26 protein-coding genes are annotated in these 24,302 nt (G+C 73.8%); 14 read left to right on the top strand and 12 right to left on the bottom strand.

Features of this window, described 5'->3' with window-relative positions; all coding sequences use genetic code 11:
* Positions 1-6 precede the first annotated feature (6 nt).
* The 4 genes from ACQEVB_RS23080 to ACQEVB_RS23065 form a co-directional block, all read right to left on the bottom strand.
* Positions 7-1,239, bottom strand: coding sequence for a class I SAM-dependent methyltransferase (locus ACQEVB_RS23080; protein ID WP_432974744.1), 1,233 nt, complete (start codon positions 1,237-1,239; stop codon positions 7-9).
* Positions 1,240-2,613 (bottom strand): FAD-binding oxidoreductase, encoded by a 1,374-nt coding sequence (locus ACQEVB_RS23075; RefSeq protein WP_432974742.1) that lies wholly within the window; start codon positions 2,611-2,613, stop codon positions 1,240-1,242. It lies immediately after the preceding gene.
* An 87-nt stretch (positions 2,614-2,700) separates the two neighbouring features.
* Positions 2,701-3,780, bottom strand: a complete 1,080-nt coding sequence (locus tag ACQEVB_RS23070) for an alpha/beta hydrolase (protein WP_432974741.1) — start codon at positions 3,778-3,780, stop codon at positions 2,701-2,703.
* Positions 3,781-4,525: 745 nt separating this feature from the next.
* Complete coding sequence (locus tag ACQEVB_RS23065) at positions 4,526-4,819, bottom strand: hypothetical protein (protein WP_432974739.1); 294 nt, start codon at positions 4,817-4,819, stop codon at positions 4,526-4,528.
* A gap of 155 nt (positions 4,820-4,974) precedes the next feature.
* Between ACQEVB_RS23065 and ACQEVB_RS23060 the strand changes: the two genes are divergently transcribed.
* The 5 genes from ACQEVB_RS23060 to ACQEVB_RS23040 all read left to right on the top strand — a co-directional run bounded on the left by ACQEVB_RS23060 (position 4,975) and on the right by ACQEVB_RS23040 (position 9,802).
* A complete protein-coding gene (locus ACQEVB_RS23060) occupies positions 4,975-6,117 on the top strand; it encodes an acyl-CoA dehydrogenase family protein (protein ID WP_432974737.1) in 1,143 nt (380 codons plus the stop codon).
* A gap of 37 nt (positions 6,118-6,154) precedes the next feature.
* On the top strand, positions 6,155-6,790 hold the full coding sequence (locus ACQEVB_RS23055) for a DUF47 domain-containing protein (protein ID WP_432974735.1): 636 nt from the start codon (positions 6,155-6,157) through the stop codon (positions 6,788-6,790).
* 2 nt (positions 6,791-6,792) lie between these two features.
* Positions 6,793-7,791, top strand: coding sequence for an anion permease (locus tag ACQEVB_RS23050; RefSeq protein WP_432974733.1), 999 nt, complete (start codon positions 6,793-6,795; stop codon positions 7,789-7,791).
* A 71-nt stretch (positions 7,792-7,862) separates the two neighbouring features.
* Positions 7,863-8,468 (top strand): hypothetical protein, encoded by a 606-nt coding sequence (locus ACQEVB_RS23045; protein WP_432974731.1) that lies wholly within the window; start codon positions 7,863-7,865, stop codon positions 8,466-8,468.
* A gap of 368 nt (positions 8,469-8,836) precedes the next feature.
* Positions 8,837-9,802: an LGFP repeat-containing protein gene (locus ACQEVB_RS23040; RefSeq protein ID WP_432974730.1), complete on the top strand. Its 966-nt coding sequence runs from the start codon at positions 8,837-8,839 to the stop codon at positions 9,800-9,802.
* Positions 9,803-9,814: 12 nt separating this feature from the next.
* Here ACQEVB_RS23040 and ACQEVB_RS23035 read toward each other — a convergent pair whose 3' ends face one another.
* The 5 genes from ACQEVB_RS23035 to ACQEVB_RS23015 all read right to left on the bottom strand — a co-directional run bounded on the left by ACQEVB_RS23035 (position 9,815) and on the right by ACQEVB_RS23015 (position 14,283).
* Positions 9,815-10,660: a PPK2 family polyphosphate kinase gene (locus ACQEVB_RS23035; RefSeq protein WP_432974729.1), complete on the bottom strand. Its 846-nt coding sequence runs from the start codon at positions 10,658-10,660 to the stop codon at positions 9,815-9,817.
* Between the two features lie 11 nt (positions 10,661-10,671).
* Entirely contained in the window at positions 10,672-11,331 is a 660-nt protein-coding gene (locus ACQEVB_RS23030; RefSeq protein WP_432974728.1) for a Uma2 family endonuclease, read from the bottom strand.
* An 86-nt stretch (positions 11,332-11,417) separates the two neighbouring features.
* Positions 11,418-12,236 (bottom strand): ABC transporter ATP-binding protein, encoded by an 819-nt coding sequence (locus tag ACQEVB_RS23025; RefSeq protein WP_432974726.1) that lies wholly within the window; start codon positions 12,234-12,236, stop codon positions 11,418-11,420.
* Positions 12,233-13,318 (bottom strand): FecCD family ABC transporter permease, encoded by a 1,086-nt coding sequence (locus ACQEVB_RS23020; RefSeq protein WP_432974724.1) that lies wholly within the window; start codon positions 13,316-13,318, stop codon positions 12,233-12,235. The genes ACQEVB_RS23025 and ACQEVB_RS23020 overlap by 4 nt, the downstream gene beginning before the upstream one ends.
* Positions 13,318-14,283, bottom strand: coding sequence for a FecCD family ABC transporter permease (locus tag ACQEVB_RS23015; RefSeq protein ID WP_432974722.1), 966 nt, complete (start codon positions 14,281-14,283; stop codon positions 13,318-13,320). The genes ACQEVB_RS23020 and ACQEVB_RS23015 overlap by 1 nt, the downstream gene beginning before the upstream one ends.
* A 284-nt stretch (positions 14,284-14,567) precedes the next feature.
* Between ACQEVB_RS23015 and ACQEVB_RS23010 the strand changes: the two genes are divergently transcribed.
* The 9 genes from ACQEVB_RS23010 (at position 14,568) to ACQEVB_RS22970 (ending at position 19,922) form a co-directional block, all read left to right on the top strand.
* Positions 14,568-15,302 carry a pyrimidine reductase family protein gene (locus tag ACQEVB_RS23010; RefSeq protein ID WP_432974720.1) on the top strand — a complete coding sequence of 245 codons (735 nt, stop codon included), beginning with the start codon at positions 14,568-14,570 and terminating at the stop codon, positions 15,300-15,302.
* A gap of 86 nt (positions 15,303-15,388) precedes the next feature.
* Positions 15,389-15,886, top strand: a complete 498-nt coding sequence (locus ACQEVB_RS23005) for an Asp23/Gls24 family envelope stress response protein (protein ID WP_432974718.1) — start codon at positions 15,389-15,391, stop codon at positions 15,884-15,886.
* Complete coding sequence (locus tag ACQEVB_RS23000; protein ID WP_432974716.1) at positions 15,883-16,215, top strand: hypothetical protein; 333 nt, start codon at positions 15,883-15,885, stop codon at positions 16,213-16,215. The genes ACQEVB_RS23005 and ACQEVB_RS23000 overlap by 4 nt, the downstream gene beginning before the upstream one ends.
* Positions 16,212-16,484, top strand: a complete 273-nt coding sequence (locus ACQEVB_RS22995) for a hypothetical protein (protein ID WP_432974714.1) — start codon at positions 16,212-16,214, stop codon at positions 16,482-16,484. The genes ACQEVB_RS23000 and ACQEVB_RS22995 overlap by 4 nt, the downstream gene beginning before the upstream one ends.
* Before the next feature lie 24 nt (positions 16,485-16,508).
* A complete protein-coding gene (locus tag ACQEVB_RS22990; protein ID WP_432974712.1) occupies positions 16,509-16,688 on the top strand; it encodes a hypothetical protein in 180 nt (59 codons plus the stop codon).
* A complete protein-coding gene (locus ACQEVB_RS22985) occupies positions 16,685-17,071 on the top strand; it encodes an Asp23/Gls24 family envelope stress response protein (protein ID WP_432974710.1) in 387 nt (128 codons plus the stop codon). Before ACQEVB_RS22990 ends, ACQEVB_RS22985 begins: the two co-directional genes overlap by 4 nt.
* 38 nt (positions 17,072-17,109) lie before the next feature.
* On the top strand, positions 17,110-17,664 hold the full coding sequence (locus ACQEVB_RS22980; RefSeq protein WP_432974708.1) for a DUF6286 domain-containing protein: 555 nt from the start codon (positions 17,110-17,112) through the stop codon (positions 17,662-17,664).
* On the top strand, positions 17,661-18,281 hold the full coding sequence (gene amaP / locus ACQEVB_RS22975) for an alkaline shock response membrane anchor protein AmaP (protein WP_432974706.1): 621 nt from the start codon (positions 17,661-17,663) through the stop codon (positions 18,279-18,281). Before ACQEVB_RS22980 ends, amaP begins: the two co-directional genes overlap by 4 nt.
* 66 nt (positions 18,282-18,347) lie before the next feature.
* Positions 18,348-19,922: an alpha/beta hydrolase gene (locus ACQEVB_RS22970; RefSeq protein WP_432974704.1), complete on the top strand. Its 1,575-nt coding sequence runs from the start codon at positions 18,348-18,350 to the stop codon at positions 19,920-19,922.
* A gap of 271 nt (positions 19,923-20,193) precedes the next feature.
* Here the strand turns inward: ACQEVB_RS22970 and ACQEVB_RS22965 are convergent, their stop codons facing one another.
* The 3 genes from ACQEVB_RS22965 to ACQEVB_RS22955 form a co-directional block, all read right to left on the bottom strand.
* Positions 20,194-21,669 carry a DUF732 domain-containing protein gene (locus ACQEVB_RS22965; protein WP_432974703.1) on the bottom strand — a complete coding sequence of 492 codons (1,476 nt, stop codon included), beginning with the start codon at positions 21,667-21,669 and terminating at the stop codon, positions 20,194-20,196.
* A gap of 165 nt (positions 21,670-21,834) precedes the next feature.
* Positions 21,835-22,989 (bottom strand): geranylgeranyl reductase family protein, encoded by a 1,155-nt coding sequence (locus ACQEVB_RS22960; RefSeq protein WP_432974701.1) that lies wholly within the window; start codon positions 22,987-22,989, stop codon positions 21,835-21,837.
* A gap of 9 nt (positions 22,990-22,998) precedes the next feature.
* On the bottom strand, positions 22,999-24,282 hold the full coding sequence (locus ACQEVB_RS22955; protein ID WP_432974699.1) for a nucleotidyltransferase domain-containing protein: 1,284 nt from the start codon (positions 24,280-24,282) through the stop codon (positions 22,999-23,001).
* Between the last annotated feature and the right edge of the window lie 20 nt (positions 24,283-24,302).

Genomic DNA, 24,302 nt, shown 5'->3' with positions numbered 1-24,302 from the left:
CTCCTGTCACCAACCGCGCAGGGGGAACCCCGACCGGCCGTGCTCCTCGAGCTTCACCCCCAGCACCTGGTGCAGCTGGATGTTGTCGCGCTCGAACCCGAGCCGCGACGCCGCCATGTAGAGCCGCCACACCTTCGCGCGGCCCAGCCCGACCTCGGCGACGGCCTCCTCCCAGTGCTCCTCCAGGTTGTCGCACCAGCCCTTGAGGGTGAGCGCGTAGTGCTCGCGGAGGTTCTCCTCGTGCCGCACCTCGAAGCCGGCGTCGTTCATCTCGCTGACCAGGAGCCCGATCGGCTCCAGCTGGCCGTCCGGGAACACGTACCGGCCGATGAACGGGTCGATCTTCTTCTTGGTGGGCGTGCGCGGCTGCGTGATGCAGTGGTTGAGCAACCGCCCGCCCGGGCGCAGCCGCGCGTGCAGCGACGAGAAGTACGCCGGCAGCTGGCCCAGACCGATGTGCTCGGTGAGCCCGATCGAGCTGATCGCGTCGAACTGGGACTCCGGCGCGTCGCGGTAGTCGAGGTGACGCACCTCGGCGAGGTCGCCGAGCCCGCGCTCCTCGATCGCCCGCTGCGCCCACTCCGCCTGGTTCTTCGACAGCGTGACGCCCAGCGCCTTGACGCCGTGCTCCTTCGCGGCGTGCATCACCATGCCACCCCAGCCGCACCCGACGTCGAGCAGCCGCATCCCCGGCTTCAGCGCCAGCTTCTGCGCCACCAGCTCGTGCTTGGCCGCCTGCGCCTCCTCGAGCGTGGCGTCCGCGGTCGGGAAGACCGCGCACGTGTAGGCCATCGACGGGCCCAGAACCCACTCGTAGAACGTGTTGGAGACGTCGTAGTGGTGCGAGATGGCCCGCTTGTCGCGCAGCTTCGAGTGCAGCCGCCCGCGCGGCGGGCGGTACTCGAGCTCCGGGATCGGCTGGCGGTGCTTCAACCAGATGGGCAGCATCCGCCGCGCCAGCGCCAGCTGCTCCGCGCGGGTGAGCCCGTGCATCGTGACGTCGGCCATCGCGTCGAGCAGCTGGTACAGCTCGCCGTCGACCTCGATCTCGCCCGTCACGTACGCGCGGGCGAGCCCGAGCGTGCCCGGCGCGGTGGCGAGCCGCGCGAGCGCGCGCGGCGACAGGATCCGCACCGCCACCTCGGAGCTGTCCGGCCCTGCCTTGCTGCCGTCGTACGCGATCACCCGCACCGGCACGTTACCGCCGATGACCTCGGAGATGATGTCCGCGACCTGCATCTACGACCTCCTGACCTTCGTGTACAGATCGGGCGACCGGCCGTTCGGGTCGTAGCGCTCCTTGAGCGCCCGGTAGGCGGGCCCGTTGTAGTGCTTCCAGAACTCCTGCTCGTCGTAGTGCACGGTCGAGTAGAGCGACTTGTGACCACCGAGCTCGGCCACCAGCTCCTCGACGCGGCGGTTGTGCGCCTCGGGATCACCGGGCACCTCGGGGACCGCCGACCAGAACCCGACGTTCACGTAGAGCTCGCCAGGGGCGAGCGGGTAGAGCGGCCACTGCTCCTTGTCGCGCAGCGCCAGCGGGCACAGCCACACCGGGGTGATGCCGATGTCGCGGTGGAACGCGTCGAGGAACTCCGGCAGCCGCGCCACCGGGATCTCGACGTCCTGGATCACCAGCTCCTCCTGCGGCCGGCCGAGCAGCCGGTACGCGCGGGAGGTGACGCCGTACCGGCGGTCGAGGGCGACCAGGCGGCGGTAGACGTCGGAACGGCGGTAGCGGTGCGGCCAGAACCGGCGCACCAGCGGGTGCTGCACGCCGAACGCGCGCGAGCACCAGAACCAGTCGGTGTCCCACCGCCAGATGTAGTCGTGCACGGTGAGCACGTCGGACGTGCGCTCCCGGATCGACTTGTAGAACACCTGCTGGCCGGTGTAGTCGCTCGGCCCGGCACCCGGATCGTCCGTGAACCGGCCCAGCGTGAGGTAGTTCTCGTCGCGGCCGAACACGGTGCCGTCGACGAACTCGATCTCCGGGTCCGCGCACACCGCCTCGGTGACCGCGGACAGCTCCGACGTGCCCACGCGGCGGTGCTCGATGGCGACGTACGGGCGCACCGGCTGCACGTCGATCACGATGCGCAGGGCGTAGCCGAGGGTGCCGTAGGAGTTCGGGAAGCCGCGGAACAGGTCGGCGTGCTCGCCGTCGGGGGTGACCGTGACGAGCTCGCCCTCGGGCGTGAGCACGTCCATCTCGCGCACCGACTCGTGCGGCAGGCCGTGCCGGAACGAGGTGGACTCGATGCCCAGCCCGGTGACCGCGCCCCCGAGCGTGATCGTCTTCAGCTGCGGCACCACCAGCGGCATCACCCCGCGGGCCAGGGTCGCCGCGACGATCGTCTCGTACGTGGCCATGCCCTGGACCTCGGCCGTGCCCGCCACCGGGTCGACGTCGAGCACCCCGGTCAGCCCGGAGGCGTCGAGCAGCTGCGCCCCGGCGCCCGAGCCGAAGCGGAACAGGTTGGACGTCGGCTTGCCCAGGCGCACGCGGGTGCCCGGTGGCACCGCGCGGTACTGGCGCTGCAACTGCGCGACGGCCGCGTCATGGGCAGCGCGCGACACCGGCCGCGCGGCCGGCAGGGCGGTCACGGTCATGACGATCGACGCTAGTCCGGAGATTCCCGCCTAACCAGTGGGTTCCCGGTAGTCGTCCGTTACGTCCGGGTCGAACAGGGTGTCACGTCACCCGAACAGGGGGTGATCAGCGAGGAAGGAGTCGATGATCGGCCAGGTGGTGGTGCGTGCGCGACGTCCGGTGAGGACGCCGAGGTGCCCGCCCGGCGCCGCCTCGAAGCGGACCTCCGGACTGCCTGTGAGCAACTCCACGATCTTCTCGACCGACTTCAGGGGCGCGATCACGTCGCTCGTGCCGGCCACCACGAGCACGGGCACGGTGATCGACGACAGCGAGATGGTGCGGCCGGACAGCGCCAGCTTGCCGTCGGCGAGGTCGTTGCTGCGCAGCATCAGGTGGTAGACCTGCCCGAACACCCGTCCCGGGTAGGCGTGCATGTTGTTCATCAGGTACTCGACGGCCTCGAGCTGGGCCAGCCCGTCGGTGTCGTCGATCAGCGACAGCTGGGTGAGCGGCTTGGTGATGAGCTTGTCGACGGCGGTCAGCTTGAACGCGGTGCTGACGAGCGTCGACGGGAACAGGCCGATCGCCTGGTAGACCGCGGAGAGCCCGCGACCGCCCGTCACGGCCGCGACCGGGCGCAGCGGCGCCACCAGCGGCACCGCCGCCACGTCGACGGGACTGCCGATCTCGACGACCGTGCGCACCGGCAACGGCGCCCCCGCCTCCCGCGCGGCGGCCACCGCGAGCAGGCAGAAGATCCCGCCGAGCGACCAGCCCAGCAGGTGCATCGGCCCGCCCGCGTCCTGCTCGGTCTCCCGGACCGCCCACGGCACCACCCCGTCCACCCAGTGCTCGATGCCGCGGCGGCGGTCGGCGAACGTGAGGCCGCCGTAGTCGACGAGGTAGACGGTGCGACCGGAGCCCAGCAGGTGCTCGACGAGGGAGCAGCCGCGGCGCAGGTCGTAGGCGAAGTCCGGGGCACCCAGCGGCGGGACGAGCAGCACCGGCGGCTCGTCCAGGGGAACGACCCCGTCGAGCGGGCGGTACCGGTAGAGCACGGACCGGCTCTCCCGCGGCGCGTCCGCCTCCCGCACCGCGACCCGGTCGCGAGGCATGCGCCGCAGGTCGGCCACCCCGCCGCCGAGCTTGTGCCGCACGTTGGACGCCGCGGCGAACAGATCCATGCCGGAACGCTACCCCCGCTCCGACCGTCCCCCGCCGGCGCCGACAGCTGCGCAGGGCCGAGCGCTGCACCTCGGCGCGGTCGGGTCCTCGGCGCGGTCGGGTCCTCGGCGCGGTCGGGTCCTCGGCGCGGTCGGGTCCTCGGCGCGGTCGGGTCCTCGGCGCGGTCGGGTCCTCGGCGCGGTCGGGTCCTCGGCGCGGTCGGGTCCTCGGCGCGGTCGGGTCCTCGGCGCGGTCGGGTCCTCGGCGCGGTCGGGTCCTCGGCGCGGTCGGGTCCTCGGCGCGCGAGCCGGGAGCGTCGCAGGCGCGACCGGACAAGCAGAACACCGGCACCTCGCGCCGCTCCCCAGCCACGCGAGGTGCCGGTCCCGTCCACGGCAGGCACGAGCCCCGCTCCCCAGCGGGCCCGCACCCTCGACTCACGTGGACCGGCGCAAGTTCGCTGCACCCAGATCCCCGGTCGCGCGACCTGCGTGCTGGGGGTCGCACGGGGTGATGGATCCGTTACGGGTTCGGGGCGGGCCGGTCACGGTGGTTTCGGTGATCAAGGGCAAAAGGTCGTTCCGGGCCGCCTTCGAGCGACACTCTGCCCTTGATCACCGCGCGGGTAGGGCGTTGTGCGGCTTCGGCGGGGCGCGCCGGCCGGTAGCGGGTTGGTGGTGGTGGCTGGTGCAGATCCACGTTCTGCCCCGGGCGCGTGTGGTGATCATGGGCAAACCGTCGTCTCAGGATCGGTCCAGAACCACGTTATGCCCATGATCGTCGGCTGAGGCGCGGGTGGAGGTGCGGATCAAGGGCAAAGTGTCGTTCCGGGCCGGCTTCCAGCGACACTTTGCCCTTGATCACGGAGACCCGGGCGTTGCACGGCTTCGGCCGGCGCACCGGTACGCGGTTGATCATGGGCTGAGGCGCGCGGGCGACGGTGCGGTGATCAAGGGCAAAGTGTCGTTCCGGGCCCGCATCCAGCGACATTTTGCCCTTGATCACCGACAACCGGCCCGTCGCGCCGCGCCCCGGCGCCCCGGCGTCAAGCCCCAGCACCCCTCGCGATCATGGGCAAACCGTCGCTCCCGAATCGGTCCAGAACCACGTTCTGCCCATGATCAACGCCACAACCGCGGCGCCGCCCCACAGAAACAATCAGTTCTGACCGTAAGTCTTCACAGGTTACCGACCGGTATGTGAGACTCGCCCGCATGGAGCGGAACATCTTCGACGCCGAGCACGTGGCCTTCCGCGATCTCGCCCGCACGTTCGTCGCGAAGGAGATCACGCCCTTCCACGAGCAGTGGGAGGTCGACGGGCAGGTCAGCCGCGAGGTGTGGCTCGCGGCGGGCAAGGCCGGGCTGCTCGGCACCGACGTGCCCGAGGAGTTCGGCGGCGGGGGCACCGACGACTTCCGCTACAACGCGATCCTCACCGAGGAGCTGACCGCCGCCGGCGCGTCGGGGCCGGGGTTCCCGCTGCAGAACGACGTCGTGGCGCCGTACCTGCTGCGCCTGGCCACCGACGAGCAGAAGCAGCGCTGGCTCCCCGGCTTCTGCTCCGGCGAGATCATCACCGCCATCGCGATGACCGAGCCGGGCACGGGCAGCGACCTGCAGGGCATCCAGACCACGGCCCGCAGGGACGGATCGGACTGGGTCCTCAACGGGTCGAAGACCTTCATCACCAACGGGATCATGGCCGACCTGGTGATCGTGGTGGCGAAGACCGACCCGGAGGCGGGCAGCCGCGGGTTCAGCCTGCTCGTCGTCGAGCGCGGGATGCCCGGGTTCGAGCGTGGCCGCCGGTTGAAGAAGGTGGGGCTCAAGGCCCAGGACACGGCGGAGCTGTCGTTCACCGACGTGCGGGTGCCGGCCGCGAACGTGCTGGGCGAACTGGGCCAGGGCTTCGTGTACCTCATGCAGAACCTGCCGCAGGAGCGGCTCTCCATCGCCGTCGCCGCGGCCGCCGGCACCGAGTACGCGCTGCGCACCACGCTCGAGTACGTGAAGGAGCGGAAGGCGTTCGGCAAGCCGGTCGCGGCGTTCCAGAACACGCGCTTCGAGCTCGCGGAGATGGACACGGAGGCGTCGATCACGCGGGAGTTCGTCGACCGGTGCATCAGCGAGCACGTGGCCGGCCGGCTCTCCGTGCAGGACGCCGCGAAGGCCAAGTGGTGGGCCTCGGACGTCCTCAAGCGCGTGGTTGACCGCTGCGTGCAGCTGCACGGCGGCTACGGCTACATGCTGGAGTACCCGATCGCGCGCGCGTTCGTGGACTCGCGCGTGCAGTCCATCTTCGGGGGCACCAACGAGATCATGAAGGAGATCATCGGTCGCTCGCTGGTGGGCTGACCGCATCGGCAAGGGCGCCACCGGGTATGAAAGCCGCATGGCATTCCGGCTGTCGCCACACGAACGCGGCTTCTACCCGCTCTTCACCCGTTCCGCCGAGAACATCGCCACGGCGGCCGACCTGCTGGCCGAGCTGGTCGCCGCGGCACCGGAGGAACGGGCAGCGCTCGCCGCGCGGGTGAAGGACGCCGAGCACGCCGGCGACGAGGTCACACACGAGATCATGGTCAAGCTGAACCAGACCTTCGTGACGCCGTTCGACCGGGAGGACATCTACCGGCTCGCCTCCTCCCTCGACGACGTGCTCGACGAGATGGAAGAGGCCGCTGACCGGATCGTGCTCTACCGGGTGAGCCACCTGCCGGCGGGCATCGCGAAGCAGGTGGCGGTGCTGCAGCGCGCGGCGACGGCCACTGCCGAGGCGATGCCGAAGCTCGAGAAGATGGCGAAGCTGCAGGAGTACTGGATCCACGTCAACTCCCTCGAGGACGAGGCCGACGCCGTCTACCGCGACCTGCTGGGCGACCTGCTGGCCCCCGCCGAGGGCACGACGCCGCTCGACGTGCTCACCGTGCTCAAGCACAAGGAGATCGTCGAGATCCTGGAGAACGCGGCCGACGCGTTCGAGACGGTGGCCAACACGGTCGAGAGCATCGCCGTGAAGGAAAGCTGATCGTGGAGCTGTTCGCGATCATCCTCGTGATCGTCGTCGCGCTGGTCTTCGACTACACCAACGGCTTCCACGACGCCGCCAACGCCATCGCGACGTCCGTCGCCACGCGCGCGCTGGCCCCGCGCACCGCGCTGATCATGGCGGCGGTGATGAACCTGGTCGGCGCGTTCCTCGGCACCGAGGTCGCGTCCACCGTCGGCAAGGGCATCATCGCGGCGCCCGACGGGATGGCCGGGCTCACCGTGGTGCTCGCCGCTCTGGTCGGCGCGATCGCGTGGAACCTCATCACCTGGTGGCTCGGCCTGCCGTCGTCGTCGTCGCACGCGCTCATCGGTGGTCTGGTGGGCGCCGCGCTGGCGTCGGCCGGCACGGTGCAGTGGGGCGGGGTCGTCGACAAGGTCGTCATCCCGATGGTGCTCTCCCCCGTCGTCGGGTTCGTGCTGGCCGGGATCGTGATGCTCGTGATCCTGTGGCTGTTCCGCGGCGCCCGACCCACCCGAGTCTCGCGGGGCTTCCGCATCGCCCAGACGCTCTCCGCGGCCGCGATGGCGCTCGGGCACGGGCTGCAGGACGCCCAGAAGACGATGGGCGTGATCGTGCTGGCGCTCGTGGTCGGCGGCTACCACCAGGGCTTCGAGATCCCGTGGTGGGTGGTGGTGCTGTCCGCCGGCGCCCTGTCCGCCGGCACCTACTCGGGCGGCTGGCGCATCATGCGCACCCTGGGCCGGCGCATCATCGACCTCGACCCGCCCCGCGGGTTCGCCGCCGAGGCCACCGCCTCGGCCGTGCTCTACACGACGGCGTTCGCCTTCGCCGCGCCGATCTCCACCACGCAGACGATCACGTCGTCGATCCTCGGGGTGGGCGCCACGAAACGGCTGTCGGCGGTGCGGTGGAGCGTCGGCGGCCAGATCGCGATCGCGTGGGTGCTGACGATCCCCGCGGCCGCGCTCACGGCCGCGCTGGCCTGGCAGCTGCTGCACCTGCTGCTGCCGAGCTGAGCCCGTCTCAAAGCGACACGCCGATCCGAACCCGCAGGTGGTTGGCTCGTGCCCTCGGGCGAGGAGGCACCATGATCCGTGCGGCGGAGCTGTTCGTGCAGGCCGAGGACATGCTGGTCGAGGTGCTCGGCCGGATCCGCGGCGACGACTGGCGGATCATGCTGCCGCCCATGGTGGCGGTCGTCGGGCATCCGGCCGCGCGCCGGCGCACCGTGCGCCAGGCCGTCGTCGACCACCTGCGTGAGCAGGCCGTGGTGCCCGACCTGCTGGCCGGCGCGACCCTCGCCGAGCCGCCGGCGAACCCCCTGGGAAGCGACCCGCAGGAGACCGTGGTCCGCCTGTCCGCCGCGGCCTGCGCGGCCGTCGCCGAGGTCGTGGACGGCACCGCCGTCGTCCACCTGCCCGGTGGCGACCGCACCGCCGAGGCGTACCTCTGGCAGCTCGACGTCAGCCGATGCTGGCTGGCCCACGACGTCGCCATGCACCTCGGCTCCCGCGCCTGCCCCTTCCCCGAGTCGCTGGCCAGGGCCATGTGGGAGCACACCGCCCCCGACGCCGAGCGGTGGCGGGCCGAAGGCTGGTTCGCCCCCGACCCGCTCCCGATGCCCGACGACGTGTCGTGGCGCGACCGCTTCCTGCGCACGGCCGGCCGCGACCCGCATCCGGCGGTCCACTGACGCGGCGCCGCGGGCGGGGCACGGTGTGTCGGTGATCATGGGCAAAACGTGGTCGTTCGATCTTGTGCAGCAACGTTTTGCCCATGATCGACGAGCCGCGCCACGGACGCGGGCGGTGCGGTGCCACCGGAACCAGCCGGCTCGTCCGAGCTGATCAGAGCCCAAACCGAGGTACACCCCGGCACCGAGGTGTCGGTGATCATGGGCAAAACGTGGTCCTTCGATCTTGTGCAGCAACGTTTTGCCCATGATCGACGAGCCGCGCCGCGGCCGGCGTCGGCCAACCCGTCACCCACTCGGGAGGGTTCCCGAGCCCGCTGACCTTCACTTCTCCCGTCGGACTCCCCCGCACGGAACGGAGAACTGAAATGATCGGACGGGCTGCACGGGCCGGTTTCCTCGCTGCGCTGATGGTGGTGGGGATCCTGTCGACGGCCCCGGCCACGGCGGCCGTGACCCCGCTGGCCGGGAAGACCTGCACGTCGACCGCGGCGGGGCTCATCGGCGATCGCTGGCGGGCCCTCGGCGGGATGGACGGGCCGCTGGGCTGCCCGGTCGGCGGGGAGCAGGCGGTGCCCGGCCGCAGCGGGCGGATCCAGACGTTCGAGCACGGCCAGGTCGCGTGGACGCCCAGCCAGGGCACGAACGCCACGGTCGCGCTCTACGCCCGCGGCAACCAGACGACGCTCGACTGGGGTTCGACGCTGCCGTTCACCTACAGCTTCTTCATCGTCCGGTGGGACCTCGACGGTCGCAACGTCGGCCAGAAGGACGTGGCCAACGTCGGTCAGGCGGGCCCCGGCGGCGTCCGCGACCGCGGCAGCTTCACCACCACCCACGGGCGGCCCGGCCGGTACACGTTCGTCGTCGAGGGGTGCGACGGCCGGTTCCTCGACAACTCCGTGTGCCGCCAGGGCTGGACGATCCCGCTGTCCGTGGCCGTCCCGCAGGCGGTGCCGGCGCCCGCGCCGATGCCCAAGCTGCCGCCGCCGCGGCCGGCGACGCCGGGCCCGTTCGACATGGAGCGCGCGGAGTTCACCAACTGCACCCCGGAACGGCGCCCGCTCACGTTCTGGGTGACCGACGAGGCCACCGGCCGCACCGACCGCCTCGGCCCGCTCGCCGCCCAGTACGACGAGAACGGCCGCTGCCCGGCCGGCGGCGACCCGCTCGACGTGAACTTCGCCGACGGGCACACGTACACGATCGTCGCGGTCGACCCGCAGGCGATCGGCTGCGGCGCCGACGACCCGCGCATCCAGGCGTGCCAGAAGAAGATCTACATCTTCCGGGGCCGCGCGGGTGCCGGCACGAAGACCTGGTCGGTGCCCTGAGCTACCGAGCGCTCAGATCTTCGCCGCCTGCACCCGCGCCCGCTCCGCCTTCACGTCGAAGCCGGGCTTCGGGAACCGCGGGCCCATCACCGCCAGGGTCTCGGCGAGCAGGGCGGCGATGGCCCAGTTGCGGTACCACTTGCGGTCCGACGGGATCACGTACCAGGGCGCGGCGTCGGTGGTGCACGCCCGCAGCGCGTCGGTGTACGCCTGCGCGTACTGCGGCCACTTCAACCGCGTGTCGACGTCGGACGGGTTGTACTTCCACCGCTTCGCCGGGTCGTCGAGGCGGGCGAGCAGCCGTTCCTGCTGCTTCTCCGGCGAGATGTGCAGCATGCACTTCACGATCGCGACGCCCTGGCTGTCCAGCTCGGACTCGAACGCGTTGATCGTGTCGTAGCGGGCGCGCCACACCTCCTCGGGCACCAGCCCGTCGACCCGGGCGACGAGCACGTCCTCGTAGTGCGAGCGGTCGAACACGCCGATCTGCCCGGGTCGGGGCACCCGCTTGCGGATGCGCCACAGGAAGTCATGGGCCAGCTCCTGCGGCGTCGGCCTCTTGAACGACGCGATCGCGAGCCCCTGCGGGTTCACCAGCCCGGCGACGTGGCTGATCACGCCGCCCTTCCCGGACGTGTCCATGCCCTGCAGCACCAGCAGCACGGACCGCGGCCCGCCGCCGGACGCCTCCGCGATGAGCGCTTCCTGCAGGTCGTCGAGCTGCGCGCCGAGCCCGGTCAGCTCGGCCGCGGCCGCCGACTTGTCCTTCGGCCCGATCGGGCGGCCCCGCGGATCGATGGCGGCGAGGTCGACATCGGAGCCCACCCGGAACGCCTGGCGCACCGACTTCCTACCCATGGCGCGCCACCCTACTGATCAGCCGCGGGTTCCTCCGCGCCGAGCGCGTCGAGATCGATCTCCACGCGGTACGGGTCCTCCAGCACCAACCGCCCGCCCACGCCGGCGCGGGCGAACTCGTGGTGCCGGCCGCCGATCAGCATGCTCGCCGACGCCACCCGCGCCGCCGAGTCGACGAGCAGCGCGTACGGGATCCGGCTGCGCGCGTACAGCTGCGGTTTGAACGACCGCTGGGTGATGCCGTGCGTGCGGTCCACGACGTCCACGACGATCAGCACGTCGGCGCCGTCGACCAGGTCCTGACCGGGCTCGTCCGCGGCCTCGGTCTCCTCGCCCCCCGCCGGCTCCTCGGCAGCGTCCGCTTCCGGTTCGCCCTCCGCCTCGGGAGCGCGCCCGGCTTCCGGCACGATCCGCGCCACGGCCAGCGCCGGCACGAGCACGCAGTCGTGTCCGAGCCGCAGCGGCACGGCGCCGATCACCCGCAACCCCTCGGGCAGCGCCTTCTCCAGCGCGGCCCGGACGGCGGCGACGGCCGCACCGAGCTCGGGGCCGGGCTGCGGCCCCACCAGCAGCGTCCCCTCCACCAGTTCGACGTGACCGGACGGCGGTGCCAGCCGGAGGTAGTCGTCCTCGGTGAACGGTCCGTCGTGGTCGAGCACGGGGCTCCCCACCGTGGCACCTCCCGTGGCATCGCGACCGGCGCCGGACGGCGTCCGGTCGGGCGCAGACTATCCGCCCTGACCGGCCACGGGCAGGCTCATCCTCTTCCGGAGCCGATGGGCACCACCAGCGGTGTGCCGGCGACGGGATCGGTGATCACCCGCGCGGCGAGCCCGAAGACGTCGGCGAGCATCGTCTCGGTCATGACGTCGGCGGGCGCGCCGTGCGCGACGATCCGCCCGTCCTTCATGGTGACGAGCCGGTCGGCGTAGCGGGCGGCGAGGTTGAGGTCGTGCAGCACCATGACGACGGTGCGGCCGAACTCGGTGTTGAGCCGCGTCACCAGCTCCAGCACCTCGATCTGGTGGGCGAGGTCGAGGTAGGTGGTGGGCTCGTCGAGGAGCAGCAGGTCGGTGCCCTGGGCCAGCGCCATCGAGATCCAGGCGCGCTGCCGCTGCCCGCCGGACAGCTCGTCGACGGGGCGGTCGGCGAGGTCGACGACGCCGGTCCACTCCATGGCCTGCCCCACCGCGCCCTCGTCGTCGGCGGACCACTGCCGGTACCAGGCCTGGTGCGGGTGGCGGCCGCGCGCGACGAGGTCGGCGACGGTGAGCCCCTCCGGGGCGGTCGGGGCCTGCGGCAGCATGCCGAGCACCTTCGCCACCTCCTTGGTGGGCACCGCGTCGATGCGCTTGCCGTCGAGCAGCACGTGCCCGCCGGTGGGGCGCATGAGCCGGGCCAGCGCGCGCAGCAGCGTCGACTTGCCGCACCCGTTCGGCCCGATGACGGCGGTCACGGTGCCCTGGACGACGTCGAGATCCAGGCCGTCCACCACGACCCGGTCGCCGTAGGCGAGTCGGACGCCCTCCGCGCGCAGCCGGACCGCCGCGCGCACCTCCGTCGGGTGGAGCGTCATGCGCGGGCCTTCCGTCCGTGACGGGCGATGAGGAACAGCAGGTACGGCGCGCCGAGCACGGCGGTGACGATGCCGACGGGCAGCTCGGTGCCGAACGCGGTGCGCGCCAGCAGATCGGCGACGACGGTCAGCGCCGCCCCGAACACCAGCGACACGGTGATCGGTGGCCGGCTGGCGCCGACGGCGCGCTGCGCGATCTGCGGCGCCACCAGCGCCACGAACGCGAGCGGGCCCGCCGACGCGGTGGCGACCGAGCACAGCCCGACCGCAGTCAGCAGGAGCAGGGTGCGCTCCTTGTCGACGCGGATGCCGAGGCCGCGCGCGCTGTCGTCGGACAGCTGCAGGGCCCCCAGCGAGTGCGCGAGCACCAGCGCGGCCGGCACCAGCACGGCGAGCGCCACCGCGACCGGCACGACGTGCTCCCAGCCGCGACCGTTGAGGCTGCCGTTGATCCACGTGTAGGCCCGGGCGGCGTCGGTGACCTGCGCGACGACCAGCAGCCACTGCACGATCGCGATGAGCATCGCGTTGATGCCGATCCCGACCAGCACCAGCCGGAACCCCTGCACGCCCTTCCGCCAGGCCAGCCCGTAGATCGTCAGCGCCGAGACCAGTCCGCCGACGAGCGCGGCGAGCGGCAGCCCGACCGCGCTCGCGGTGAACCCGACGGCGCCGAACCCGGCGCCCGCGACGATCACGAACACCGCCGCCGCGCTCGCGCCGGCGGTGAAGCCGATGACGTCCGGGCTGGCGAGCGGGTTCCGGGCGATCGCCTGGGTGATGGCGCCGGACGCGGCCAGCGCCGCGCCGACGAGCGCGCCCGTGAGCGAACGCGGCAGCCGCAGACCCATCACGATGAACCGCTGGCCGGGATCGCCGCCACCGACCAGCGTCACCAGCACGTCGGGCACGGAGATGCGCACCTCGCCGATGCCGACGTTGAGCGCGATGCCCAGCACGAGCACGGCGAGCCCGGCGAGCCCGATCAGGAACACCCGCGGACGCCAGACCAGCGAGACCGGGCCGACGCGCACCGCGGGCCGGGAGGGGACGGTGAACGGCAGGAGGGTGAGCGTCGCCATCAGACCTGCACCATCTTCCGCCGCCGCACCAGCCACACGAAGAACGGCCCGCCGACGAGCGCGAGCACGATGCCGACCTGCAGCTCGGCCGGCCGCACCACTACCCGGCCGACGATGTCGGCCGCCAGCAGCAGGATCGCCCCGAGCAGCGCCGACACGGGCAGCAACCAGCGGTAGTCGGGGCCGGTGACCGTGCGGGCCAGGTGCGGCACGACCAGCCCGACGAACGCGATGGGCCCGCACGCCGCCGTCGCGGAGCCCGCGAGCAGGGTGATCGCGACGATGCCGACCACGTGGGTGCGGCGCACCGAGTGCCCGAGGGAGGTGGCGACGTCGTCGCCCAGCGCCAGTGCGTTCAGCGCGGGCGCCCCGGCGAACGCGATGACCATGCCGACCGCGATGAACCACACCACCTGCCCGGCCACCGACCCGTCGCGGCCGGCGAGCGCGCCCACCGCCCAGAACCGGTACGCGTCGAGGGTCTGCACGTCGACGAGGATGATCGCGGAGGTGAACGCGGCCAGCATGGCGGTGACCGCGGCACCGGAGAGCGCGAGCGTGACCGGGGTCGGCCCGCCCCGCCCCATCGAGCCCAGCACGAACACCGCGACGCTCGCGGCCAACGCGCCGGCGAAGGCGAACCACACGTACCCGACGAGGCTGGTCACGCCGAACAGGTAGATCCCGATCACGACGAGCAGCGCGGCGCCGGCGTTGACGCCGAGCAGGCCGGGATCGGCGAGCGGGTTGCGGGTGTGGCCCTGGATCAGCGCGCCGGCCAGGCCGAGCGCCGCCCCGGCCAGCACCCCGATGACGGTGCGGGGCAGCCGCAGCGCCATGACGACGATGTCGTCCTCGGTGTTGGTGTAGTCGACGAACGCCTTCCACACGTCCGCGATGCCGATCTCCTTGGCGCCGATCGCGACGCTCGCGAAGCAGCAGACGACGAGCAGGGCGAACAGCACGGCGAGCGCGAGGATCCGGCGCCGCCGGACGCCGGAGGCGACGGGTCGGGGTCGGGAACGGATGACAGCGAGGCCACCTTCAGGACCGATTCCGTCCTGAAGGTGGCCTTGCTGACGCGACCCCAGCCGCGGCGGGCCACCCGCCATGCCGTCCTCCGATCCGGTCACGTTCCCCCGACTGCGCTCACCATAGGTGAGGCTCGCCTTCTAACCCAGCTCGCGGGTCCCCGTTCCGGTGCTGGTCCGGCCGCGCCTGCCGCCGTCGGACCGTCGAGCGTGGTGGGATGGCACCCGTGATCACGTTGTGGCCGCCCGGTGGCGAGGACGGACCCGACCTGGCCGCCGCGTACGCCTACCCGGACGAGTTGGCCGCGCCGTTCGTGCGGGTGAACTTCGTCGCGTCGGTCGACGGTGCCGTCTCCGTCGACGGCCGCTCGCGGGGCCTGCAGACCCCGGCCGACCAGGAGATCTTCCGGCTGCTGCGGCGGCTGTGCGACGTCGTGCTGGTCGGAGCGGGCACCGCGCGCGCGGAGGACTACGGCGGCGCCCGCAAGCCCGGTCACGCCGGCGTCGCTCCCCCACCGATCGCCGTCGTCACCGGAAGCGCCGACCTCGACCCGGCGTCGCGCCTGTTCACCGACACGACCGTCGCGCCGATCGTGCTGACCACGGCGGCCGCACCCGAGCAGCGGCTGGCGGCGATCGCCGACGCCGGCGCGGACGTCGCGCTGCTCGACGGGCTCACGCCGGCGCACCTGCTCGCAGAGCTCGACCGGCGCGGGCTGCACCGCGTGCTGTGCGAGGGCGGGCCGGGCCTGTTCGGCGACCTCGTCGCGGGCGGCGCGGTCGACGAGCTGTGCCTGACGGTCGCCCCGATCGCCGCGGGCGGCACCGCGGGCCGCATCTCCCGCGGGCCCGCCGGTGCCCCGCCCCAGCAGCTGGACCTGGCCGGCGCGATCCGGGACCACGACGGCACGCTGCTGCTCCGCTATCGTCGAGCCGATCGGCCGAACGGGTGACATGACGTGGGCGTCGGCCGGGTACGGACGTGCCGAGCATCCCGATGCTGACGCAGACTTCGAGAACGCAACGGAAGAGAGCGGACATGACCCAGAGCGCTGGAACACCCGAGGCCGCCACCCCGTCGGTGACCACCTCGGCGGGCACCGCGTCGTCGCCTGCGCGGCTCGCCGACGACACCGCCCATGGCAAGACCACGATCGCCGCCTCGGTGGTGCAGAAGATCGCCGGCATCGCCGCGCGGGAGATCTCCGGGGTGCACTCGATGGGCGGCGGGGTGTCGCGCGCCTTCGGGGCCATCCGGGAGCGGATCCCCGGCGGCGGCACCGGCGCGGCCAACATCGCCGGGGTGGCCGTCGAGGTCGGCGAGAAGCAGGCGGCCGTCGACCTGGACCTGGTCGTCGAGTACGGCGCGTCGATCGTCGAGCTGGCCCGCGCGGTGCGCCGCAACGTGATCACCGCGGTCGAGCGGATGACCGGCCTGGAGGTCATCGAGGTCAACATCGCCGTCAACGACATCCACCTGCCCGACGTCGACGCCCCGGCGGAGCCGCCGGCCGTGGCCTCCGCGCGCGTCGAGTGACCGAGCAGGCAGCCGTCACAGGGGACGCGACCGGGGATCCGGCCGCGGTCGCCGAGCGGATCGCGGCCGCGATCGGCCAGGTGCCCGGGGTCGCGGCCCTGCACGCCGGCACCTACGGCGACATCCGCACCTACCTGCCGAGCGGGCGGCTGACCGGCGTGCGGGTCGGCAAACCGGAGGAGCCGGTGGAGGTGGCGTTGGTACTCGAGCTGGGGCGGCCGATCCCGGCCGTGGTGGCGGACGTCCGGGCGGCGGTCGCGGCGGTGTGCGGCGAGCGGCCCGTCGACGTCACGGTGGCCGACGTGACCGGCACCTGGGACGCGTCGTGACGCCCGAGGAGGAGCGGTGGCGGGCCGAGTTCCGGGCCTTCGTGCGCGACCACCACCCCGACCGCGGCGGCGACCCGGACGCGTTCGTCGCCGGCATGGCCCGGTTCGCCGAGACTCGGCCGGTCCCCGGAGCGAGCCCGACCGAGGACCTCGACCCGCGCTACGACCGCCCCGTCGAGTTCACCACGCCGTACCCGCTGCCGTTGCGGGTCGCGATCGCCCTGATCCGCACGGTGCGCAAGCAGCGCGCCGCCCGCACCCTCGACTGACCCGCGCCTGCAAGGAGAGCTGTCATGACCGCCACCCAGACCGGCCTGATCGTGGGTCTCGCCCTCGGCGTGGCCGCGGCCGCCGGTGGGCTCACCGGATTCCTCATCGCGCTGGTGCTCGGCATCGTCGGGCTGGTCATCGGCCGCGTCCTCGACGGTGACCTCGACCTCGGCGGGCTGCTCGGCAGGGGCCGGGACCGGTGACCGGACCGCCGGGCGCGCTGCCCGAGCCGGGCGAGCGAGGCGCGCTCGACATCGACCCCGTGGTGCTGCGCAAGGTCATCGAGTACGCCGCCGACCAGGTGCCGGGCACGATGCGTCATGGCCGTCGGCTCGCCGGCATCGACGTCGGCGAGTCCGGCGCGCGCGCCCGTGTCGTCACGGGCAACGGCGACCCGACGGCCGTCGACGTGCGGCTGGAGGTGACCCTGCGCTACCCGGGGGAGATCCGCACGGTCGTCGACGCGGTGCGGACCAAGGTCGACGACGAGCTCGCGCGGATCACCGGGCACCACGTCCGGTCCCTCGCCGTCACCGTCGCCGGGCTGCGCACCGCGACCCGCGCGGCACCGGCCCGGCTGCAGTAACCCGACCCCCGATCCTCCCCCGATCACACGGAGACCCGATGCGTGTCCTGCTCCGGCTGCTGGCCCCGGTACTGGGCCTCGCGCTGGCCGTTGCCGGCGTGCTGCTCGCCATCGAGGTGGTGGCGGCCTGGACCCGGCTCGGCACCGACCAGGCCGGGGTGATCGTGCCGTGGCCGCAATGGCGAGCCGTGCTCGAGTCCACGAGCTGGGCCGAGACCGCGGTGGCCGGGATCGCCGTCGGGACGGCCGTGGTCGGCCTGGTGCTGGTGCTGGTGGGCATCGCCGCCCGCCGGTCGGACATCGACGTGACCGCGCCCCGCCCGGAGATGACGGTGACGACGTCGCCGCACGTGCTGGCGCGGCTCGTCGGCAAGCGGGTCCGCCGCGGCGAGGACGTCGCCGGCGCCGACGTGACGGCCACCAAGCGGCGCATCGCGGTGGCCGCGCAGGGCTGGGGCGACCTCGACGGGCCCGCCGGGAAGGCGCTGCAGGCCTCGGTGGAGGGCACGATCACCGCGCTGCTGGACGACGTGCCGCTGGCCAGGCGACCGCGGGTGACGGTCCGGCTCGTCGAGCAGCGAGGGCCGCGATGACGCAGGTCGATCCGGCGCTGCGCCGCCGCTCCCGCTCGGCCGTCGCGCGCTCGTCCGGCGGTGACCGGGCCCTGGCCGTGCTCGTCGGGCTGGTGCTGCTGGCCGCGGGCGTGCTGGTGGCGCTGCTGTCGTACGGCGTGTTCGGCACCGGGCGGGCCGCGCGCCCGCTGCTCGACCCGCTGATCGTCGAGTGGCTGCGGAACAACGCGCTGCTCGCCCGGCTCGTCGCGATCGGCGGCGGGATCGTGCTCGCCGTGCTGGGACTGGTGTGGGCCGCCCGGTCGGTCCGCCCCGAGCAGCGTCCCGACCTGCGGCTGGAGGCCACCGGCGACACCGAGATCCTGGTTCTCTCGGGGGCGATCGGCGAGGCCGTGGCCGAGCAGGCCCGCGCGCTGCCCGGCGTCGGCAAGGCCCGCGCGCGCATGGTCGGCACCACCCGGGCGCCGGCGCTGCGCGTGACGCTGTGGCTGGCCGACGACTGCAACGTGGCGACCGTGCTGGAAGCGCTGGAGGAGCAGGTCCTCGCCCCCGCCCGGGCCGCGCTCGGGCTCGGGCAGCTGCCCGTCGCCGTCCGCCTGGAGGTGGACGACCCGCCGCCGCCCCCGCGCGTCACCTGACGGCACCCACACCGGCGGTGCGCGAAGCTTGGCCGTACCGGGGTGGAAAGGGTGTGTGGAGGGGCAGTGAGGCAACGGCCGTCTGCACGTCGAGGGATCGCCGTTCTGCTGGGGACCGTCGCCGTGCTGGCCACGGCGTGCACGGTGGGGCCGTCGCAGCGACCGCCGGTGGCCGTGCGCGGCGACAACATGGTCGCGCCGGCGCCGCCCGGAACGCCCGCGCCGACCGAACCCGTCCCGTTGCCGAGCCCTGCCCCCGGCGCGTCGACGATCGCCTTCTCCGACTGCACGGCCGAGGTGGCGCTGGCGCTGCCCACGCCGCTGCCCCCCGACCGTGGCCTGCACGTGGAGTGCGGCACCCTCGAAGTGCCGGTCGACCCCGATGTGCCGGTCGCGACCACGCAGCTGCAGGTCGTCCGGGTCGGCACGGGCACGCCGGGCGAGCGGCCGCCGCTCGCCGTCGTCGGCGACTCCGCCACCGAACCGACGGCCCGGGCCGCGGTGCTCATGGCCGCGCAGGCACCCCCGGCGCTGCTGGACGCGTTCGACCTGATCGGGATCGACCGCCGCGGCGCGGGCTACGACACCCTCGACTGCGCCCCGGCGACCGCTCGCGCCGCGCTCGTCGACGCCGACCCCGGCGCCATCGACGAGGCCAGCCTCGGCCGCCTGCTGGACCGCGCCCGCGACCTCGTCCAGCAGTGCACGATCGACGTCGACAGCGGGCTCGCGCCGTACCGGTCCGCGTCGACCGGGGCCGACCTCGCCGAGCTGACGGGCGCGCTGGGGGTCCGGCAGCTGTCCGCGATCGGCGCGGGCGACGGCGCCGCGGCCGTGCTGGACTGGGCCCGCGCCGAGCCGGCGCGCGTCGGCCGCGTGGTGCTTGACGGCCCGCCGCAGCCCGGCCTCGACGATCCCGACCTCACCGACACCCGGGCGCGCGCCACCGAGGCCGCGTTCGACGCCTTCGCCACGGCCTGCACCGGGCGGGCCGACTGCCCGCTCGGGCCCGACCCGCGCAAGCGGGTGCAGGCGCTGGTGCAGCGGCTGGAAGGGCGTCCGCTGGCATCGCCGACCGGTGACCGGCTCACCGCCGGCACGGCCCTGCTCGCGGTGCGCACCGCGTTGCTGGAGCCGCGGCGCTGGCCGACGCTGGCCACCGCGCTCACCGCGGCCGACGCCGGCGACCCGGCACCGCTGCTGGCCGTGCTGGACCGGATGCTCGGCCCGCGCGGCACGTTCGACGGCACGCTCGCCACGGCCTGCAACGACACGCAGCGGCGGCTCGCGCCCGCGCAGGCCGCCGAGTTCGCGGCCAAGATGCGCGACGCCCACCCGTTGTTCGGCGCCGCGATGGCCCTTCAGGTGGTGGCCTGCGCGCCGTGGCCGACCGGACGGCCGGCTGCCCCCACCGGGGGTGCCGGACTGCCTCCGGTGCTGGTCATCGGCACCTCGGCCGACCCCAGAAGCACCCTCGACGGCGCCCGCCGGCTCGCCCAGGCCCTGCCCGGCGCGGTGTTCGTGAGCTGGCAGGGGGCCGGCAGTGGCGCCTTCCCGCGCACGGCCTGCGTCGCCGACGTGACCACGCAGATGCTGGCGGCCGGCTTGCTCCCGGCCGACGGCACCCTTTGCCCACCCTGAGGCGGCCCGGGTGGGCCGTGGCCGGGCCCTCGCTCGCGGACGTCACACAGCGGACGGCCACGGCACACACCGCCCAACCTGTGTGAGGGGGCCGCGCGCTGTGTGACGTCCACCGGACCGGCGTCCGCCGCGGCCCAGAAGCGCGGTCACCGCCACCAGGCCGCGGTACAGCAGCGCGAACCTCGCTCCCGACCTCACACAACGAACGGCCACCGCGCACACCGCACAACCTGCGTGACGTGGCCGCGCGCTGTGTGACGTGCGGGGTGGCTCAGCAGTAGTTCTTCTGCACCAGCTGCACGAACAGGGACGCTTGCTTCTTCGCGACGGTCGGCAGCTGCGTGGGCAGCGTCTTCGCCAGGTTCGCCTCGTCGGCGCCCTGCGAGATCTGCGTGCAGATGCCGGCGGCGGCCTGGGTCTCCGACACCCCCGACTTGCTGGTGGTGATGCCGCCCTCGCGTAGCGAGTCGAGGAACGCGACCGCCTTCGGGCTGGTCGGGTCGACCCCGTTGGCCGCGCCCGTGGGGGCCGCTGCGGTCGGCGCCGCCGGCTGGTCACCCGCGCCAGCAGCCGGCGCGGGCGTGCTGCGGCCACCACCCAGCACCATGATCAGGGCGACGATCAGCCCGATGATCACGAGCACCCCGCCGACGGCGTAGATGACGGGGCGCCCGAACCACGTCGCGCCGCCCTCCTCCTCGCCGTCCTCGTCGCTCTCGACCAGCGCCGAGCGGCGCCGCTTCGCCGCCGGGTCGTCCCGGTCGTACGGGGCGTCGTACGGGGGGTCGAACCCGTCGAAGTCGTCGCGGCCGTACTCGTCGAACTCCTCGTAGTCCGACCGCGGCCGGCCCGGGACGATCTGCGTGGCGGCGTCCTGGACCCGCGGCCCGCCCGAGTGCAGGCCGGCGGCACGGAGCTCGGTGACGTCGATCGCGTCGGTGACCGGGTCCCGCGACGCCTCCCGGGCCACCGCGGCAGCGGCCTCCTGGGCCCGGCGGCGGGCGGCGCGCCCGTCCGGGCTGCGCGGGTCGACGCGCTCCCGCGTCGTCGGCACGACGGCCGTCATCTCGGCCGGCTGCTCCGGCGCGGCCGGACCCGCCTCGCCGACGGGCTCGTCGGCGGTCCGGCGGTGTCGACGGCCCCCGGCCCGGACGGTGGCGATGACGGTGGTCTCGTCCTGCTCACCGGGGTGCGGCGGACGCGACGGCTCGCCGTCGGGCCGGCCATCGGTGGAATGTCCGTTGACCGCGTGTCCGTTGGCCGCGCGCACCGTGGGAGGCGCGGGCGGCGCGGCCGGCACCGACCGGTGCACGGCGTTCGCGCGGGCCTCGGCCTCGGCGGCGGCCAGCGCCTCGTCGGCAGCCCTGGCGGCCGCGTCGGCCGCGGCCTCGGCCTCCTCTGCGGCCCGTGCCGCAGCCTTGATGGCCGCGGCGGCCCGGCTCGCGGCCTCCGCCGCGGCCGCCTCGGCGGCGTCGGCGGCCGCTTCCGCGGCGAGCCGGCGGCGCGCGTGCCGGTCCAGCACCGAAGCCGGGCCGTCCCCGTGCTCGACACCGTGCTCGACACCGTGCTCGAAGCCTCGCTCGACACCGCTGTCGGTGCCGCTCTCCGGCCCGATCCCTGGCTCGATCCCTGGGCCCATGTCGTGGCCGCTGGACACGTCCGGACGCTCCTCCGTGATGACGGACTCCTGCGACGCAGCCGCTCCATGCCGGGCGGACCGCCGTCCGTTGACCTGTTCGTCGTCCATCGCGTTCCCCCCTCGAAGCCGGGTGTGTTCGGGTCGCTCTGTCATCAGCTCCAACGACCCACCTGCGGCGACGGCGCAAACACTGCCCGTTTGGCCTACGCGACTGTGACGGCCGTCACATGCGTGTTCGACGCTGTGTCGTTGCGCCGTCACACGGTCGTGTCATCAGGTCAGCCTGCTTCCCCGACCGAGGGTCAGGCCGCTCGACGCCACGCGCACGAGATCGGCGGCCGACGCGGTGCCCGGACCCAAGCCTAGGTCAACGGCTGCGTCGAACACGCGTCGGTGTCGGGCGGCGGCGGTGACGGCGGCGTCGAGGAACCGCGGGTGCGGCACCAGCCGGGCGAGCAGCGCGGTGTGCCGGTGGTGGTGGCCGAACGTCGCCCGCATGGCGGCCCGGTGCGCCGCACCCGCGTCCGGCCCGCGCAGTGCGGCCCGCCCGGCCAGCGCCCCGGACGCGACGGCGTCGTAGATCCCCTCCCCCGTCAGCGGGTTGACCAGCGCGGCGGCGTCGCCGGCGAGCAGGACGCGTCCGTCAGGGTGCCAGCGCGGGCCGGTCGACAGGGGCAGCTGGTGGCCGCGCACGGTGGCGGGGTCGGGCGGGTGGTCGGGCAGGAGCCGGGCCAGCTCGGCGAGCAGATCGGCGCGCGAGCCGCCACCGCGTCGGTCGAACACCCCGAACCCGACGTTCGACCCGCGGCCCGCCACCGGGAACGACCAGGCGTACGCCGGTCGGCGACCGCCCGCGAACTCGATCACCAGCGCATCCGGGTCCAGGACGGTCGGCGCGTACCCGCGCACCGCCACCGCGACCGTCGACTCCGGGCTGCGCGGTGCCCCCAGCAGCCGGCGCACCGTCGAGTTGGCCCCGTCCGCGCCGATGACGACCCGCGCCGACCAGCGGTCGTCGAGCACCACCCGGTCGGCGAGCACGCGCAGCGCTCGCACCCGGTGCTGCACCAGCCGGGCACCGGCCGCCGTGGCCGCGGCCACGAGGCGCGCGTCGAACACCGCGCGCGGGATCACCCGGTTCGGCCGCGCGCAGCGGCGCGCCACCACCCGCCCGCCCGGGCTGGTCAGGCGCATCCCGGCGACCGGCGGGCCGGCCCACGAGGTCGCGGGTACGCCGAGCGCGTCCAGCAGCTCCAGCACGTGCGCCGAGATCCCGTCGCCGCAGGTCTTGTCGCGGGGGAAGGCGGCAGCGTCGAGCAGCAGCACGTCGGCGTCCGGGCGCAGCGCCAGCACCCGCAGCGCCGCCGCCGCACCGGCCGGGCCGGCCCCGACGATCGCCACGTCCGCGGGAACCTGTCCGTCCTGCACCGCACCGGTCTACCTCACCGGGTCGGCAGCGCCGGGACCGCCCTCCTGCCCTCGCGCTGCGTGGAACGCGGCGTAGTCGGGCGGTACCGGAAGGTCGAACCGCGCGCAGAGCGCGCAGACGTCGTGCCAGTCGTCGACGTCGACCGCGTAGCCGGTGTGGAACTGCACCAGCCACGGCGCCGAGATGCACTGCACCGGCCGACCGGCGATCGCGCCGACGCCGCGCAGCGCGTCCGCGGGGTAGACCTCGTCCGTGCCGTACCAGCCGTTGCCCAGGTCGTCCAGCTCGATGACGTGCAGGTCCACCTGCCGGCCGTTCGGGTCGGCGAGCACGACGTTCTCGGCCCGGTCGCCGCCCTCGCGCTCGACGTACCCCCGCGCGCCGAGCGCCGCGACGAACGCCGCGGCGTGCTGCTGCGGCACCACGACGTCGACATCGCCGTGGTAGCGGGTCTGGCGGCCCAGCAGCGCATCGACCGCCCACCCGCCGTCGAGCCACAACGGCGTCCCGACGGCCGCAGCGACGTCGAGCACGCCGAGCACGTCCTCCTGTGCGGTGGTGGCCAGCGGCGGGACGAGCGCGGGGCGCGTGTCGTCGCCGCCGGACGGCATCGCGAGGTAGCTCCGCATCGATCGGCGCGCGATCCGCGACGCCGCCTCCCCGTCGCCGGCGCGGACCGCGGCCAACAGGTCGACATGCAGGTCGAGGGCCTTGGCGAGCAGCTCGGGTTCGCCGCCACCGGAGATCAGGCGGTGCGAGATCAGGCCCGTCACGACGTCCCGGACGGCGTCCTGGCACACCTGCAGCATCTCGTCGCCGCTGACCCGGGCCATGACCCGGTGGAACGCGACGTCGGCCGCGGCGAACGCCTCCGGCCCGTCCTCCGCGGCCGCGGCCATCGCGGACAGCGCGGCGTCCAGCTCGTCCAGGTCAGCAGCGGTCGCCCGCTGCGCGGCGAGCTGGTAGGCCCAGCCCTCGAGGAGGATGCGGAAGCGGATCAGGTCCGGGAGCCCCACGGCGTCCAGCTCGGCGAGCCGCTCGATGGAGCGGCGAAGCATGGTCGCCGAGAACGGCAGCATCTCCACGCCACCCGGCTGACCGGGCAGCCTGCGCACCAGGCCGCTGTCCTCGAGCACCTCGAGAGCGCCCTCGACGGTCTCGATGTCCACCCCGAACTGGGCGGCGAGCTCGGCGCCGGCCGGCAGCCGGTCCCCCGGCCCCAACCGGCCGCTGCGCACCCGCTGCTCGATCTCGGCGGCGATCCGTCGTCCGTCCGGCACGTCCCCCCACATGCCCCACTCCCTGGATCGGC

The sequence above is a fragment of the Pseudonocardia sp. CA-107938 genome (genome assembly GCF_050936315.1).
GTDB lineage: Bacteria > Actinomycetota > Actinomycetes > Mycobacteriales > Pseudonocardiaceae > Pseudonocardia.
This window is presented reverse-complemented; position numbering and strand designations above follow the sequence as displayed.

Coding starts and splice junctions, on each gene's coding strand:
- ACQEVB_RS23080 (WP_432974744.1), bottom strand. CDS start 1,239: ATGCAGGTCGCGGACATCATCTCCGAGGTCATCGGCGGTAACGTGCCG.
- ACQEVB_RS23075 (WP_432974742.1), bottom strand. CDS start 2,613: ATGACCGTGACCGCCCTGCCGGCCGCGCGGCCGGTGTCGCGCGCTGCC.
- ACQEVB_RS23070 (WP_432974741.1), bottom strand. CDS start 3,780: ATGGATCTGTTCGCCGCGGCGTCCAACGTGCGGCACAAGCTCGGCGGC.
- ACQEVB_RS23060 (WP_432974737.1), top strand. CDS start 4,975: ATGGAGCGGAACATCTTCGACGCCGAGCACGTGGCCTTCCGCGATCTC.
- ACQEVB_RS23055 (WP_432974735.1), top strand. CDS start 6,155: ATGGCATTCCGGCTGTCGCCACACGAACGCGGCTTCTACCCGCTCTTC.
- ACQEVB_RS23045 (WP_432974731.1), top strand. CDS start 7,863: ATGATCCGTGCGGCGGAGCTGTTCGTGCAGGCCGAGGACATGCTGGTC.
- ACQEVB_RS23040 (WP_432974730.1), top strand. CDS start 8,837: ATGATCGGACGGGCTGCACGGGCCGGTTTCCTCGCTGCGCTGATGGTG.
- ACQEVB_RS23035 (WP_432974729.1), bottom strand. CDS start 10,660: ATGGGTAGGAAGTCGGTGCGCCAGGCGTTCCGGGTGGGCTCCGATGTC.
- ACQEVB_RS23025 (WP_432974726.1), bottom strand. CDS start 12,236: ATGACGCTCCACCCGACGGAGGTGCGCGCGGCGGTCCGGCTGCGCGCG.
- ACQEVB_RS23020 (WP_432974724.1), bottom strand. CDS start 13,318: ATGGCGACGCTCACCCTCCTGCCGTTCACCGTCCCCTCCCGGCCCGCG.
- ACQEVB_RS23010 (WP_432974720.1), top strand. CDS start 14,568: ATGGCACCCGTGATCACGTTGTGGCCGCCCGGTGGCGAGGACGGACCC.
- ACQEVB_RS23005 (WP_432974718.1), top strand. CDS start 15,389: ATGACCCAGAGCGCTGGAACACCCGAGGCCGCCACCCCGTCGGTGACC.
- ACQEVB_RS22990 (WP_432974712.1), top strand. CDS start 16,509: ATGACCGCCACCCAGACCGGCCTGATCGTGGGTCTCGCCCTCGGCGTG.
- ACQEVB_RS22980 (WP_432974708.1), top strand. CDS start 17,110: ATGCGTGTCCTGCTCCGGCTGCTGGCCCCGGTACTGGGCCTCGCGCTG.
- amaP (WP_432974706.1), top strand. CDS start 17,661: ATGACGCAGGTCGATCCGGCGCTGCGCCGCCGCTCCCGCTCGGCCGTC.
- ACQEVB_RS22965 (WP_432974703.1), bottom strand. CDS start 21,669: ATGGACGACGAACAGGTCAACGGACGGCGGTCCGCCCGGCATGGAGCG.
- ACQEVB_RS22955 (WP_432974699.1), bottom strand. CDS start 24,282: ATGTGGGGGGACGTGCCGGACGGACGACGGATCGCCGCCGAGATCGAG.